General features: G+C 63.5%; 12 protein-coding genes. All 12 read right to left on the bottom strand.

Features of this window, described 5'->3' with window-relative positions; all coding sequences use genetic code 11:
- Window positions 1–61: 61 nt before the first annotated feature.
- Window positions 62–1,351, bottom strand: a complete 1,290-nt coding sequence (gene eno, locus ACODS9_RS11740) for a phosphopyruvate hydratase (RefSeq protein ID WP_060510066.1) — start codon at window positions 1,349–1,351, stop codon at window positions 62–64.
- A 154-nt stretch (window positions 1,352–1,505) separates the two neighbouring features.
- A complete protein-coding gene (kdsA, locus tag ACODS9_RS11735; protein WP_489093945.1) occupies window positions 1,506–2,351 on the bottom strand; it encodes a 3-deoxy-8-phosphooctulonate synthase in 846 nt (281 codons plus the stop codon).
- Window positions 2,352–2,354: 3 nt separating this feature from the next.
- Window positions 2,355–3,983, bottom strand: coding sequence for a CTP synthase (pyrG, locus tag ACODS9_RS11730; protein WP_046854404.1), 1,629 nt, complete (start codon window positions 3,981–3,983; stop codon window positions 2,355–2,357).
- Between the two features lie 270 nt (window positions 3,984–4,253).
- Window positions 4,254–5,549, bottom strand: coding sequence for a tRNA lysidine(34) synthetase TilS (tilS, locus tag ACODS9_RS11725; RefSeq protein ID WP_489093944.1), 1,296 nt, complete (start codon window positions 5,547–5,549; stop codon window positions 4,254–4,256).
- A 98-nt stretch (window positions 5,550–5,647) separates the two neighbouring features.
- The gene (locus tag ACODS9_RS11720; RefSeq protein ID WP_476260532.1) at window positions 5,648–6,595 is read right to left on the bottom strand and encodes an acetyl-CoA carboxylase carboxyltransferase subunit alpha; all 948 of its coding nucleotides are present in this window, start codon (window positions 6,593–6,595) and stop codon (window positions 5,648–5,650) included.
- Window positions 6,596–6,700: 105 nt separating this feature from the next.
- Window positions 6,701–10,225, bottom strand: a complete 3,525-nt coding sequence (dnaE, locus tag ACODS9_RS11715; protein ID WP_401110947.1) for a DNA polymerase III subunit alpha — start codon at window positions 10,223–10,225, stop codon at window positions 6,701–6,703.
- Between the two features lie 164 nt (window positions 10,226–10,389).
- Window positions 10,390–11,013, bottom strand: coding sequence for a ribonuclease HII (gene rnhB, locus ACODS9_RS11710; protein ID WP_489093943.1), 624 nt, complete (start codon window positions 11,011–11,013; stop codon window positions 10,390–10,392).
- A 1-nt stretch (window position 11,014) separates the two neighbouring features.
- Window positions 11,015–12,142, bottom strand: coding sequence for a lipid-A-disaccharide synthase (lpxB, locus tag ACODS9_RS11705; RefSeq protein WP_401110952.1), 1,128 nt, complete (start codon window positions 12,140–12,142; stop codon window positions 11,015–11,017).
- A 1-nt stretch (window position 12,143) separates the two neighbouring features.
- On the bottom strand, window positions 12,144–12,920 hold the full coding sequence (gene lpxA / locus ACODS9_RS11700; RefSeq protein WP_046854400.1) for an acyl-ACP--UDP-N-acetylglucosamine O-acyltransferase: 777 nt from the start codon (window positions 12,918–12,920) through the stop codon (window positions 12,144–12,146).
- Window positions 12,917–13,357 (bottom strand): 3-hydroxyacyl-ACP dehydratase FabZ, encoded by a 441-nt coding sequence (fabZ, locus tag ACODS9_RS11695; protein ID WP_003252314.1) that lies wholly within the window; start codon window positions 13,355–13,357, stop codon window positions 12,917–12,919. The genes lpxA and fabZ overlap by 4 nt, the downstream gene beginning before the upstream one ends.
- A gap of 112 nt (window positions 13,358–13,469) precedes the next feature.
- Window positions 13,470–14,525, bottom strand: coding sequence for a UDP-3-O-(3-hydroxymyristoyl)glucosamine N-acyltransferase (lpxD, locus tag ACODS9_RS11690; protein WP_489093942.1), 1,056 nt, complete (start codon window positions 14,523–14,525; stop codon window positions 13,470–13,472).
- A gap of 1 nt (window position 14,526) precedes the next feature.
- The gene (locus ACODS9_RS11685) at window positions 14,527–15,030 is read right to left on the bottom strand and encodes an OmpH/Skp family outer membrane protein (RefSeq protein ID WP_023629834.1); all 504 of its coding nucleotides are present in this window, start codon (window positions 15,028–15,030) and stop codon (window positions 14,527–14,529) included.
- Window positions 15,031–15,051 lie beyond the last annotated feature (21 nt).

The following is a 15,051-nucleotide window of genomic DNA, read 5'->3' as shown; positions in this document are numbered from 1 at the left end:
GCCAAACGATCAGTACGAACGTTCAGCGGGCCCCGGCTGCTGCCTTTTTACCATCTCTTGCTCAGCCGCGAAACTCGGCACGACCGCGATACACGGCTTTGGCGCCCAGTTGCTCTTCGATGCGCAGCAGTTGGTTGTACTTGCTGACGCGGTCGGAGCGGCACAGCGAGCCGGTCTTGATCTGGCCAGCGGCAGTACCCACGGCCAGGTCGGCGATGGTCGAGTCCTCGGTTTCACCGGAACGGTGCGAGATCACCGCGGTGTAGCCAGCGGCCTTGGCCATCTGGATGGCTTCGAGGGTTTCGGTCAGCGAGCCGATCTGGTTGAACTTGATCAGGATCGAGTTGCCGATGCCCTTCTCGATGCCTTCCTTCAGGATCTTGGTGTTGGTCACGAACAGGTCGTCGCCAACCAGCTGGACTTTCTTGCCGATCTTGTCGGTGAGGATCTTCCAGCCAGCCCAGTCGGACTCGTCCAGGCCGTCTTCGATCGAGATGATCGGGAAACGCTCGGTCAGGCCCTTCAGGTACTCGGCGAAACCTTCGGCGTCGAACGATTTGCCTTCGCCGGACAGGTTGTACTTGCCGTCTTCATAGAACTCGGAAGCGGCGCAGTCCAGGGCCAGGGTCACGTCGGTGCCCAGCTTGTAGCCGGCTTTCTCGACAGCTTCGGCGATGGCGGCCAGGGCGTCTTCGTTGGAAGCCAGGTTCGGCGCGAAGCCACCTTCGTCACCGACGGCGGTGTTCAGGCCACGGGCCTTCAGTACGGCCTTGAGGTGGTGGAAGATCTCGGTGCCCATGCGCAGGCCGTCGGAGAAGGTCTTGGCGCCAACCGGCTGGACCATGAACTCCTGGATGTCGACGTTGTTGTCGGCGTGCTCGCCGCCGTTGATGATGTTCATCATCGGCACCGGCATGGAGTACTGGCCCGGCGTGCCGTTGAGGTTGGCGATGTGCGCGTACAGCGGCAGGTCCTGGTCCTGGGCGGCAGCCTTGGCGGCTGCCAGGGACACGGCGAGGATGGCGTTGGCGCCCAGCTTGGCCTTGTTCTCGGTGCCGTCCAGCTCGATCATCGCGCGGTCCAGGGCTTTCTGGTCCGATGGGTCCTTGCCCAGCAGCAGGTCGCGGATCGGGCCGTTGATGTTGGCGACGGCCTTCAGCACGCCCTTGCCCAGGTAACGGCTCTTGTCGCCATCACGCAGCTCCAGCGCTTCGCGCGAGCCAGTGGAAGCACCCGACGGCGCGCAGGCGCTGCCGATGATGCCGTTGTCGAGCAGTACATCGGCTTCCACAGTGGGGTTGCCACGGGAATCGAGAACTTCACGACCTTTGATGTCGACGATCTTTGCCATTGTTGTAAGCACTCCAGAATTGACGAAACGAACGCAACTTTTGGGAATTCTTGCCGTTCACCAGGCGACATGGCACGGGCAGGCCTGGCGAAGGGAGCCCCTGACCGATAGGTCAGGGGGTGGAACGGGCGGTACTTTACCCGAGAAATGAGCTTTACGCGGTTTCTACCGTCGGAAAACTTTTCACCAGGTCGTCCAGCTGCTTGAGCTGGCTGAGGAACGGTTCCAGCTTGTCCAGGCGCAGGGCGCACGGGCCATCGCACTTGGCGTTGTCCGGGTCCGGATGTGCCTCGAGGAACAGGCCGGCCAGGCCCTGGCTCATGCCGGCCTTGGCCAGGTCGGTGACCTGGGCGCGGCGGCCACCGGCGGAGTCGGCGCGACCGCCCGGGGTCTGCAACGAGTGGGTCACGTCGAAGAACACCGGGTACTCGAACTCCTTCATGATGCCGAAGCCGAGCATGTCCACGACGAGGTTGTTGTAGCCGAAGCTCGAACCACGCTCGCAGAGGATCAGTTGGTCGTTGCCGGCCTCGACGCACTTGGCGAGGATGTGCTTCATCTCGTGGGGCGCCAGGAACTGCGCCTTCTTGATGTTGATCACAGCGTCCGTCTTGGCCATCGCCACGACCAGGTCGGTCTGGCGCGACAGGAAGGCCGGCAGCTGGATGATGTCGCACACCTTGGCCACCGGTTCGCACTGGTAGGGTTCGTGCACGTCGGTGATCACCGGCACGTTGAAGGTCTGCTTGATCTCCTCGAAGATCTTCAGGCCCTCTTCCATGCCTGGGCCGCGGTACGAGCTGACCGACGAACGGTTGGCCTTGTCGAAGCTGGCCTTGAACACGTAAGGGATACCGAGCTTCTCGGTAACCCGCACGTACTCCTCGCAGACCTTCAGGGCCAGGTCACGGGACTCCAGGACGTTCATGCCGCCGAACAGGACGAACGGCTTGTCGTTGGCGATCTCGATGTTACCGACGCGAATGATCTTCTGAGTCATGGATCAGGCCTTGTTCTTCTGTGCCAGGGCAGCCTTGACGAAACCGCTGAACAGCGGGTGACCGTCACGTGGCGTCGAGGTGAACTCCGGGTGGAACTGGCAGGCGACGAACCATGGGTGGTCCTTGGACTCGACCACTTCAACCAGCGCGCCGTCTTCGGAGCGACCGGACACCTGCAGGCCAGCTTCGACCAGCTGCGGCAGCAGGTTGTTGTTGACTTCGTAGCGGTGGCGGTGACGCTCGGTGATGATGTCCTTGCCGTAGCAGTCGTGCACCTTGGAGCCGGCTGCCAACTGGCAGTCCTGAGCGCCCAGGCGCATGGTGCCGCCCAGGTCGGACGCTTCAGTACGGGTTTCGACCGCGCCAGTGGCATCGGCCCACTCGGTGATCAGGCCAACGACCGGGTGGCCGCTGTTGCGGTCGAACTCGGTGGAGTTGGCGTCTTTCCAGCCCATCACGTTACGGGCGAATTCGATCACGGCCACCTGCATGCCGAGGCAGATGCCCAGGTACGGGACCTTGTTCTCACGGGCGTACTGCACCGCGGTGATCTTGCCTTCGACGCCGCGCAGGCCGAAACCGCCCGGGACCAGAATGGCATCGGCGCCTTCGAGCAGGCTGGTGCCCTGGTTCTCGATGTCTTCGGAGTCGATGTAGCGCAGGTTGACCTTGGTGCGGTTGGTGATGCCGGCGTGGCTCATCGCTTCGATCAGCGACTTGTACGCGTCCAGCAGCTCCATGTACTTGCCGACCATGGCGATGGTCACTTCCTGCTCAGGGTTGAGCTTGGCGTCGACGACCTTGTCCCACTCGGACAGGTCGGCGCTGTTGCACTGCAGGCCGAAGCGCTCGACGACGAAGTCGTCCAGGCCCTGGGCATGCAGCACGCCTGGGATCTTGTAGATAGTGTCGACGTCTTCCAGCGAAATCACCGCACGCTCTTCGACGTTGGTGAACAGCGCGATCTTGCGGCGCGACGAGGCGTCGACCGGGTGGTCGGAGCGGCAGATCAGCACGTCTGGCTGCAGGCCGATGGAGCGCAGTTCCTTGACCGAGTGCTGGGTCGGCTTGGTCTTGGTCTCGCCGGCGGTGGCGATGTATGGCACCAGGGTCAGGTGCATCAGCATGGCGCGCTTGGAGCCCACTTCGACACGCAGCTGGCGGATGGCCTCGAGGAACGGTTGCGACTCGATGTCGCCCACGGTGCCACCGATCTCGACCAGCGCGACGTCGGCATCGCCGGCGCCCTTGATGATGCGGCGCTTGATTTCGTCGGTGATGTGCGGGATGACCTGGATGGTCGCGCCCAGATAATCACCACGGCGCTCCTTGCGCAGCACGTGCTCGTAGATACGGCCGGTGGTGAAGTTGTTGTTCTGGGTCATCGTGGTGCGGATGAACCGCTCGTAGTGGCCCAGGTCGAGGTCGGTCTCGGCGCCGTCGTGGGTGACGAACACTTCACCGTGCTGGAACGGGCTCATGGTGCCCGGGTCGACGTTGATGTACGGGTCCAGCTTGAGCATGGTGACTTTAAGCCCCCGCGCTTCCAGGATGGCCGCCAGGGAAGCCGAGGCAATGCCTTTCCCCAATGAAGAAACAACACCGCCCGTGACGAATATGTAGCGCGTCATGAAAAACCCTAGAAGTCTGCGTTAAGGCGGCCAGCGCCGCCGGAGAAAGCGAAGGAAGGCCGAAGCCCCCGATCACCTGCGTCAATCACAGTGCATCTCGAAAAACTGCCGCGTCTGTACAGACCAGGGGTATCCCCGGCATGGAGCTCGCTCGTCATTTTAAGAAATCAGCCCAGCAAAAAACTGCTTGGTAATCGGCAACCTCTGTGTTTTCGCGGAACCCACAGAAGTTGTATCAAGAAGGGAGGGTAGTCTACCGGAATGTACCCTTCAGCTCAAACCTTGCACGTTCGTCGGCGGTTGCCAGTGCAGTTGGCCTTCGGCCTGAGCGAGTCCAGGCAGATTGGCCACCGCCAGCAATTGCTCGCCGCGGTACAGCAACGGCAGGCGCGGACGCACGAAGTGCGGGACCTGCAGCTCGTTGAGCAGACGCTTGAGGTCGCGCCGGCCACGGCCGCCGACCTCCAGCACTTCGCCGCCTTGACGGTAGGCGATGCGCAGGCCTGCGTCGTCCACGCAGCCCTCCAGCCACACCTGGCCGTTGCCCGGCAGCGCCAAGGGCCTGGACGGGTTCGGCCACGCCCACTCACCCGTCGGAGCCTGGAGCCATTGCCCGTCCAGCCACCAGATGCGCCCGTGGCTGCGCTGCAACTGACCGTCGGTCAGGCGCCAGATCGGGCAGGCATCGCCTGCCGCGTCACGCAGGTCATCCCAACCGGCCCAGTGGCGGCTGTCCGGCAGGCGCGTGCGGCGGCCGAGCCAGTATTGCAGGGCATTGCGCTGGCGCGCCGGTGACAGCGCCTGGAGTACGGCGAGGTCGAGGGAGGCAAGGCCGAGCCAGGGCAGCGGCGCATTGTCGCAGGCCGGGGCCAGGTCGGTGGCGGCCAGTTCGTCAAGCAGGCCCAGGGCCTCGCCTAGATGCTCGGCGCTGCGCGCGAGGTTGCCCTCAACCTGGGGCCAACGACCGCGCAACAACGGGAAGACCTCTGAACGCAGGAAGTTGCGGGCGAAGGTAGTGTCGGTATTGGAGGGATCGTCAGCCCACACCAGCCCCCTGCTCTGGGCATAGGCGTGCAAACGCTCGCGCGAAACCTTCAGCAGCGGGCGCACGAGCCTGCCCTGCCCCAACGAGCGCACCTCGGGCATGGCCGACAGACCACGCAAGCCGGCGCCGCGCAGCAGACGGAACAGCAAGGTTTCGGCCTGATCGTCACGGTGCTGGCCGGTGAACAGCACTTCGCCTACGCCCAGCCGTTTTTCGAAGGCGTCGTAGCGGGCGTTGCGGGCCGACTGTTCGAGGCTGGCGCCAGGGGCGACCTGGACAGGGACCACATCGAGTTCGACACCCATGACGGCACATACCGCTCGGCAGTGATCGGGCCAGGCATCGGCGGCGGCTTGCAGGCCGTGATGGACATGGATGGCGCGCAGGGGCGGCGTTGAATGGTTGCGGGTGTAATCGGCGAGCTGGTGCAGGAGGACGGTGGAGTCCAGGCCGCCGGAGAAGGCGACGTACCAGGCGGGGGCGTTGAGCCAGGGAGAGAGTTGCGCAGTGAGGTCGAGCATAGTAGTCCCTCTTCAAATCGCATCACGGGGCAAGCCCGCTCCCACGCTACAGAACGTGGGAGCGGGCTTGCCCCGCGATCGAGGGCGTCAGACTACGATCAGAGACCGTAGCTCATCAGGCGATCGTAACGGCGCTTGAGCAGCGCGTCGTTGTCGAGCTTGCCGAGCATGTCCAGCTGTTCGATCAGGTCGGCGCGGATGCTCGCGGACATCTTGGCCGGATCACGGTGGGCGCCGCCCAGCGGCTCCTGGATGACCTTGTCGACGATGTTCAGGCTCTTCAGGCGCTCGGCGGTGATGCCCATGGCCTCGGCGGCGTCGGCGGCCTTGTCGGCGGTCTTCCACAGGATCGAGGCGCAGCCTTCCGGCGAGATCACCGAGTAGGTGGAGTACTGCAGCATGTTCAGCTGGTCGCACACGCCGATGGCCAGCGCGCCGCCGGAACCACCCTCACCGATCACGGTGGCGATGATCGGCGTCTTCAGGCGCGCCATCACGCGCAGGTTCCAGGCAATCGCCTCGCTCTGGTTGCGCTCTTCGGCGTCAATGCCCGGATAGGCACCCGGGGTGTCGATGAAGGTCAGGATCGGCATCTTGAAGCGCTCGGCCATTTCCATCAGGCGGCAGGCCTTGCGGTAGCCTTCAGGGCGCGGCATGCCGAAGTTGCGGCGCACCTTCTCGCGCACTTCACGGCCCTTCTGGTGGCCGATGACCATCACCGGCTTGTCGTCCAGGCGCGCGGTGCCACCAACGATGGCGGCATCGTCAGCAAAGTGACGGTCGCCGTGCAGCTCTTCGAACTCGGTGAAGAGGTGATCGATGTAGTCGAGGGTGTACGGGCGGCGCGGGTGACGGGCCAGGCGGGCGATCTGCCAGCTGGTCAGGTTGCCGAAGATGCTCTCGGTCAGGGTGCTGCTCTTGTCCTGCAGACGGGCAATTTCATCGCTGATGTTCAGCGAGTTGTCGTTACCCACCAGGCGCAGCTCTTCGATCTTGGCTTGCAGGTCGGCAATCGGCTGTTCGAAATCGAGGAAATTCGGGTTCATAGGCTTCCGTCTTGGGTCTACGGCCAGGCGGCCGGCCGGTTGATCCGTTTGGCGCCCTACCTTAAGGGATCAGGCGCATATAGGTCGAGATTAAAATTCGTCGTTTCAACGGTATTGCAGGAAGACGTTCTCACGTCCGAACTGGTCACGCAGTGCCTGAATCAGGCCGTCGGCCGGGTCGATGGACCACTGGTCGCCGAATTGCAGCATGGCCTTGGCGTCGCTGCCGGTGTACTCCAGGGTGATCGGGCAGCCACCACGGTGGCGGGTGATCAGCTCGCCCAGCCAGTTCAGGCGGTCACCCTTAAGCGCGTCGTGGGCGACCTTCAGGCGCAGGCTTTCGGCCAGCTTGGTACGGGCATCCTCCATGGTCATCACCGTCTTGACCCGCAGGCGCAGGCCACCGGAGAAGTCGTCGTTGCTGACCTCCCCTTCCACCACCACCATGGCGTCGGTCTGCAGCAGGGCCTGGGCGCCCATGAAGGCATCGGCGAACAACGAGGCCTCGATGCGCCCGGAACGGTCGTCGAGGGTGACGAAGCCCATCTTGTCACCCTTCTTGTTCTTCATCACGCGCAGGGCAATGATCATCCCGGCGATGGTCTGGGTATCCCGCGCGGGCTTCAGGTCGACAATGCGCTGGCGGGCGAAACGGCGGATCTCGGTCTCGTACTCATCGATCGGATGCCCGGTGAGGTACAGGCCGAGGGTGTCCTTTTCGCCTTTCAGGCGCTCCTTGAGCGTCAGTTCGCGCACCTTGCGGTGATTGGCATAGACGTCGACATCCGCAGCGTCGAACATGCCTCCGAACAGGTCGACGTGGCCACTGTCGGCGGTATGGGCCGCCTGCTCGGCAGCCTTGACGGCTTCACCCAGTGCCGAGAGCAGGATCGCGCGGTTGATGTCGATGTTGGCCTGGTAGGCCTTGATCTCGTCATGGAAGTGCGGCCCGAGACGATCCAGCGCTCCACTGCGGATCAACGCATCCAGGGTACGTTTGTTGACGCGCTTGAGATCGATGCGCTCGCAGAAATCGAACAGGTCCTTGAACGGACCTCCCTGGGCACGCGCCTCGACGATCGCCTCCACCGGGCCTTCACCCACGCCCTTGATCGCACCCAGGCCATAGACAATGCGGCCATCGTTGTTGACGGTGAACTTGAAGTCGGAGAAGTTCACGTCCGGCGCGTCGAGGCGCAGCTTCATGCTGCGTACTTCCTCGACCAGCACCACCACCTTGTCGGTGTTGTGCATATCCGCCGACAGCACCGCGGCCATGAACGGCGCCGGGTAGTGGGTCTTCAGCCAGGCGGTCTGGTACGACACCAGGCCGTAGGCAGCGGAGTGGGATTTGTTGAAGCCGTAGCCGGCGAATTTCTCTACCAGGTCGAAGATGTTACCGGCCAGGTCCGCATCGATGTTGTTGGCCACGCAGCCTTCGATGAAACCACCGCGCTGCTTGGCCATTTCCTCGGGCTTTTTCTTACCCATGGCCCGGCGCAGCATGTCGGCGCCGCCGAGGGTGTAGCCCGCCATCACCTGGGCGATCTGCATCACCTGTTCCTGGTACAGGATGATGCCGTAGGTGGGCGCCAGTACTGGCTTGAGGCCTTCGTACTGGTAGTCGGAGTGTGGGTAGGCGAGTTCGGCGCGACCGTGCTTGCGGTTGATGAAGTCGTCCACCATGCCCGACTGCAGCGGGCCGGGGCGGAACAGCGCCACCAGTGCGATGAGGTCTTCCAGGCAGTCGGGCTTGAGCTTCTTGATAAGCTCCTTCATGCCGCGCGATTCGAGCTGGAACACCGCCGTGGTCTCGGCTTTTTGCAGCAGCTCGTAGGTCTTGCGGTCGTCCAGCGGGATGAAGTCGATGTTGACGTCGGGCAGGTTCTTCTTGGCCTGCTCGCGGTTGATGATCTCCATCGCCCACTTGATGATGGTCAGGGTACGCAGGCCGAGGAAGTCGAACTTCACCAGGCCCGCGGCCTCGACGTCGTCCTTGTCGAACTGGGTCACCAGGCCGCCGCCTTCTTCGTCACAGGCGATCGGCGAAAAATCGGTGAGTTTGGTCGGCGCGATTACCACGCCACCGGCGTGCTTGCCGGTACCACGGGTGACACCTTCGAGCTTGAGGGCCATGTCCCAGATCTCGCGGGCGTCCTCGTCGCCCTTGAGGAAGTCTCGCAGGATTTCCTCCTGTTCGTAGGCCTTCTCCAGGGTCATGCCCACTTCGAACGGAATCATCTTCGACAGGCGGTCGGCCAGCCCATAGGACTTGCCCTGCACCCGCGCCACGTCACGCACCACCGCCTTGGCGGCCATGGTGCCGAAAGTGATGATCTGGCTCACCGCGTTGCGCCCGTAGGCCTCGGCCACGTAGTCGATCACCCGGTCGCGGCCATCCATGCAGAAGTCGACGTCGAAGTCGGGCATGGAAATACGTTCAGGGTTGAGGAAGCGCTCGAACAGCAGGTCGTAGGCCAACGGGTCGAGGTCGGTGATCTTCAGCACGTAGGCCACCAACGAACCGGCACCCGAACCCCGGCCCGGGCCGACCGGCACGTCGTTGTTCTTGGCCCACTTGATGAAGTCCATAACGATCAGGAAGTAACCGGGGAAGCCCATCTGGATAATGATATCCAGCTCGAACTTCAGGCGGTCCAGGTAGACCTGGCGCTTCTCTTCGTAATTGGGCGTGGTCTCCTTCGGCCAGAGCACCGCCAGGCGCTCCTCCAGGCCTTCGTGGGAGACATGGCGCAGGTAGTCGTCGATGCCCATGCCGTTGGGCGTCGGGAAGTCGGGGAGGAAGTACTTGCCCAGCTGCACGGTGATGTTGCAGCGCTTGGCGATCTCCACGGTGTTGGCAATGGCGTCCGGCAGGTCACTGAACAGCTCGGCCATCTCTTCGGCGGACTTGAGGTACTGCTGGTCGCTGTAGCCACGCGGGCGGCGCGGGTCGTCCAGGGTCCAGCCCTCGCCGATGCACACGCGGGTCTCGTGGGCATCGAAGTCCGACTGCTTGACGAAACGCACGTCGTTGGTTGCCACCAGCGGCGCACCAAGCTTATCGGCCAAGGCCACGGCAGCGTGCACGTACTCCTCGTCGCCGGCGCGGTTGGTACGCTGCACCTCGACGTAGAAGCGCTCGGGGAACATGCTCATCCAGTCGGCGAGCAGGACTTGGGCTTCGTCCTGACGATTGGCCATCAACGCCATGCCGATGTCGCCTTCCTTGCCGGCGGACAGGGCAATCAGCCCTTCGCTGGCCGGGGCGATCCATTCGCGCTGGATGATCACCAGCCCATTGCGCTGGCCATCGGTCCAACCACGCGAGATCAGCTCGGTGAGATTGCGGTAACCCTTGGGGTTCATGGCCAGGAAACAGATGCGCGACAGTGGCGCCTCCGGATCGACCCCGGCCAGCCACAGGTCGGCGCCACAGATCGGCTTGATGCCGGCGCCCATGGCGGTCTTGTAGAACTTCACCAGCGAGCACATGTTGCTCTGGTCGGTGATCGCCACCGCCGGCATGTTCATCCCGGCCAGGGCCTTGGCCAGCGGCTTGATCCGCACCAGGCCATCGACCAGGGAGAATTCGGAGTGCACGCGAAGGTGAACGAAGGAGACCGACATGGAGGATCCTGTAGCAGTGCTGAACGACAAGGGCGGGATTGTAGCGTATTGCTCTGCGCTTGCCTCGCCTGCAGGTCAGCGGTTGATTGCAGAATGCATCGCGGGGCAAGCCCGCTCCCATACTAGGCATGGGAACGGGCTTGCCCCGCGATGAATGGCGACGATCAGATCAGCTGGGTAGAAACGCCCTCACGGGCTTCCCAGGCAGCTCGAACAGGCGCGAACGAGCGCCGGTGAATGGGCGTCGGCCCAAGACGGGCCAGGGCCTCAAGGTGCACTGGAGTCGGATACCCCTTGTGCCCGCCGATCCCATAACCCGGGTAGATCAGCTCGAACGCGCTCATCTCGCGGTCACGGGTGACCTTGGCCAGGATCGATGCGGCGGCGATCGCCGGCACCTGCGAATCACCCTTGACCACAGGGGCAGCCGGTACCGAAAGCTTCGGGCAGCGGTTGCCATCGATCAGTGCCAGCTTCGGCATGACGTGCAGCCCTTCGACGGCACGCTGCATGGCCAGCATGGTCGCATGGAGAATGTTCAGACGGTCGATTTCCTCGACCTCGGCGCGAGCGATGCAGAAACTCAGCGCCTTCTCGCAGATCTCGTCGAACAGCGCATCGCGCTTGGCTTCGGTGAGTTTTTTCGAGTCGTTCAGGCCGAGGATCGGCCGGCGCGGGTCGAGAATCACCGCTGCGGTGACCACCGCGCCGCACAGCGGACCACGGCCCACTTCGTCGACGCCGGCCACCAGCTCCTCGACCAGGTTGAAATCAAGTCCCATCTGCATGTCAGCGGTCCTTCAACAGGGCAAGCACCGCGTCGGCCGCCTGGTTGGAGGCGTCGCGGCGCAGGGTGCGGTGGATCTGGTCGAAGCTGTCGGTCTGCTGCGTGCCATCCTTGACCAACGGCGCCAGGGTTTGCGCCAAGGCCTCGCTGGTCGCGGCGTCCTGCAGCAGCTCGGGCACCAATAGCCGCTGGGCGAGCAAGTTGGGCAGCGACACGTAGGGGCTCTTGACCATGCGTTTGAGGATCCAGTACGTCAACGGTGCCAGGCGATAGGCCACCACCATCGGCCGCTTGTACAGCATCGCCTCCAGGGTGGCGGTACCCGAGGCAATCAGCACCGCGTCGCACGCCGCCAAGGCCTTGTGCGACTGGCCATCGAGCAAGGTCAGCGGCAACTCACGCCCTTCGAGCATCTGCTCGACCTGGGCGCGACGCGCGGCATTGGCGCACGGCAGCACGAAACGTGCGCCAGGCACCAGCTCGCGCAGGCGCTGGGCCGCATCGAGGAACAGGGCGCCCAGGCGCCCCACTTCGCCGCCACGGCTGCCGGGCATCAGGGCAATCACCGGGCCATCGCCCAGGCCCAGCTCGGCACGCGCCGCGCCACGGTCAGCCTCGAGGGGAATGGTATCCGCCAACGGGTGGCCGACGAAGCGCACCGGCACACCCTGCTCTTCATAGAAGCGCGCCTCGAACGGCAGCAGGGTGAGCATCAGGTCGCACCCCTCGCGGATCTTCAGCACACGCTTCTGCCGCCAGGCCCAGACCGACGGGCTGACGTAATGCACCGTCTTGATCCCGGCCTGGCGCAGCTTGAGTTCGATATTCAGGGTGAAATCAGGTGCATCGATACCGATGAACACGTCGGGCTTTTCACCGATCAGTGTCTCGATCAGCAGCTTGCGCCGCTTGAGCAGCTCGCGCAGACGCCCGAGTACCTCGACCAGGCCCATGACGGCCAGGCGTTCCATCGGGAAGTAGGAGGTCATGCCTTCGGCTTCCATCAAGGGCCCGCCGACGCCGATGAACCGTACATCGGGGTGGCGCGCCTTGATGGCACGCATCAAGCCGGAACCGAGGATGTCGCCGCTGGCCTCGCCCGCGACCAGCGCCACGCAAAGCTGGGCCATGTCAGCGCGTGATGCCGCGGGCAGAGTTGGCGATCGATTGACGGAACAGGTCGACTTCCGGGAACTGGCTCACCAGCTCGTCCAGCTCCTTGAGCGCCTCTTCGACGGTCAGGCCCTGGCGATAGACAATCTTGTAGGCGCGACGCAGTGCATGCAGCACCTCGTCGCTGAAACCGCGACGGCGCAGGCCTTCGAAGTTCATGCTGCGCGCCTCGGCCGGGCTGCCGAACACCGTCACGTAGGCCGGCACGTCCTTGCCGATCGCGGTACCCATGCCGGAAAAGGCATGAGCGCCGATATGGCAGTACTGGTGCACCAGCGTATAGCCCGACAGGATCGCCCAGTCGCCCACGTGCACGTGCCCGGCCAACGCAGTGTTGTTGACCAGGATGCAGTGGTTGCCGATGACGCTGTCATGGCCGATGTGGGCATAGGCCATGATCAGGTTGTGATCGCCCAGCGTCGTTTCCGAACGGTCCTGCACGGTGCCGCGATGGATGGTGACACCCTCGCGGATCACGTTGTGGTCACCGATGACCAGGCGCGTCGGCTCACCCTTGTACTTCAGGTCAGGGGTGTCTTCACCGATCGAGGAGAACTGGTAGATGCGGTTGTGCTTGCCGATGCGAGTCGGCCCTTTGAGCACGACGTGCGGGCCAATGATGGTGCCCTCCCCGATTTCGACATCGGGGCCTACGATCGACCAGGGGCCAACCTCGACACCCTCGGCCAACCTGGCCGAGGGATCGATGATCGCCCGTGGGTCAATCGAACTCATAGGGAGCGTTCCGCGCAGGTGATCTCGGCCGAGCAGACTGGCTTGCCGTCCACCAGGGCACGGCATTCGAATTTCCAGATCATGCTCTTGCGGCTGAGGAACTTGGCCTCCAGGACCAGCTGGTCGCCCGGCAGCACTGGCTGGCGGAAACGCAGCTTGTCGGAGCCGACAAAGTAGTAAAGCGTGCCGTCAGCCGGTTTGGCGTCGAGCATCTTGAATCCGAGAATTCCGGCCGCCTGGGCCATCGCCTCGATGATCAGCACGCCCGGCATGATCGGATGCGCCGGGAAGTGGCCATTGAAGAACGGCTCGTTGATGCTGACATTCTTGTAGGCACGAATGCTTTGGGCCTCGAAGTCCAGGTCCGTCACCCGGTCCACCAGCAGGAACGGGTAACGGTGAGGCAGGTATTCGCGAATCTCGTTGATGTCCATCATTTCGGGGGGAAGCCTGTATAAGAATAGGGAGCGCAGGTGCTGACCACACGCTCCTTTTGCAGATCCAAAGAGGAGCCAGCTAGCGACTGTAACGCTCGCTCAGTAAATGGTATCAGCCTTCTGATGTCGGCTGGCCACCTGAGGTCACGGTGTCGACACGCTTTTCCAGCTGCTGGAGACGCTTGGACATCTCGTCCAGCTGGCGAATGCGAGCGGCGCTCTTGCGCCATTCGGCCAAAGGTTGCATGGCCGTTCCGGAAGAATAGCCACCCGGTTCGGTAATCGAACGGGTCACCATGGTCATGCCGGAGACGAAAACATTGTCGCAGACGTCGATGTGACCGACCATCCCGACACCACCGGCAATCATGCAGTGCTTGCCGATACGGGTACTGCCGGAGATGCCGACGCAGGCCGCCATCGCCGTGTGATCACCGACCTGCACGTTATGGGCGATCTGGATCTGGTTGTCGAGCTTGACGCCATCACCGATGCGCGTATCCGACAGGGCGCCGCGGTCCACCGCGGTGTTCACGCCGATCTCGACATCGTCGCCCAGGGTGACGCCGCCGATCTGCGCGATCTTGCGCCAGATACCCTTCTCGTTGGCAAAGCCGAAGCCCTCGCCACCGATCACCGCGCCGGACTGGATGACCACGCGCTTGCCGATGGTCACGTCGTGATACAGCGTGACACGGGGTGCCAGCCAGCCACCCTCGCCGATGACGCAACGGGCACCGATGAAACAGTGCGCGCCGATCGTCACGTTGGCGTCGATCCGCGCACCGCTTTCGACCACCGCAAACGGGCCGATGCTGGCGCTGACATCCACCTGGGCATCCTCGGCAACCACGGCGCTGGGATGGATTCCCGCCACAGCCTTGGGCTTCGGATCGAACAGGTGCGAGATGCGCGCGTAAGCCAGGTACGGGTCGGCGACGATCAAGGCGTTACCGGCGAAACCTTCGGCGTCCTCGGCCTTGAGCAGTACCGCGCTGGCCGTGGAGTCGTCCAGGAACTTGCGGTACTGCTTGTTGGCCAGGAAACTCAGCTGCCCGGAAACGGCCTCCTGCAAGGTGGCCAACCCGGTGATTTCCAGCGCCTCGGGGCCTTTGAGCTCGGCGCCGAGGGCTTCGGCCAGCTGGCCGAGTGTCATGGTCACGGTCATATCAACGGGCTTGGTTCATGCGCTCGATGACCTGGCGGGTGATGTCGTACTGCGGCTTGACATCGATGACCGCGCCACGCTCGAGCACCAGGTCGAAGCCACCCTTCTTGATCACTTCCTCGACGGCGCCATCCAGCTTGGGCTTGAGCTGCTTGAGCATGTCGCGATCGGCCACGGCCTTGGCTTCGTTGAGTTCCTTGGACTGGAACTGGAAGTCGCGGGCCTTTTGCTTGAACTCGAGCTCGAGGCGCTCGCGCTCCGGCTGAGGCATCTTGTCGCCGCCCTTGATCAGGCGATCCTGGATGCCTTTGGCGCTGCTTTCCAGGCCCTTGAGCTTGGTCAGTTGCGGACCGAACTTCTTCTCGGCGTCGACGGCGTATTTCTTGGCCGCGTCGGATTCCAGCAGGGCCATCTGATAGTTCAGCACGGCAACCTTCATTTCGGCGAAAGCCGGGGTGGCGACCAGCGCCGCGGCCACGAGGGCCAGTTGGGTCAACTTACGCACGATGCACTCCTGGATAATCCG

The sequence above is a fragment of the Pseudomonas sp. FG36 genome (assembly GCF_057809275.1).
Note: the sequence above shows the minus strand (reverse complement) of the source record. Positions and strands in the feature narration are given on the sequence as shown.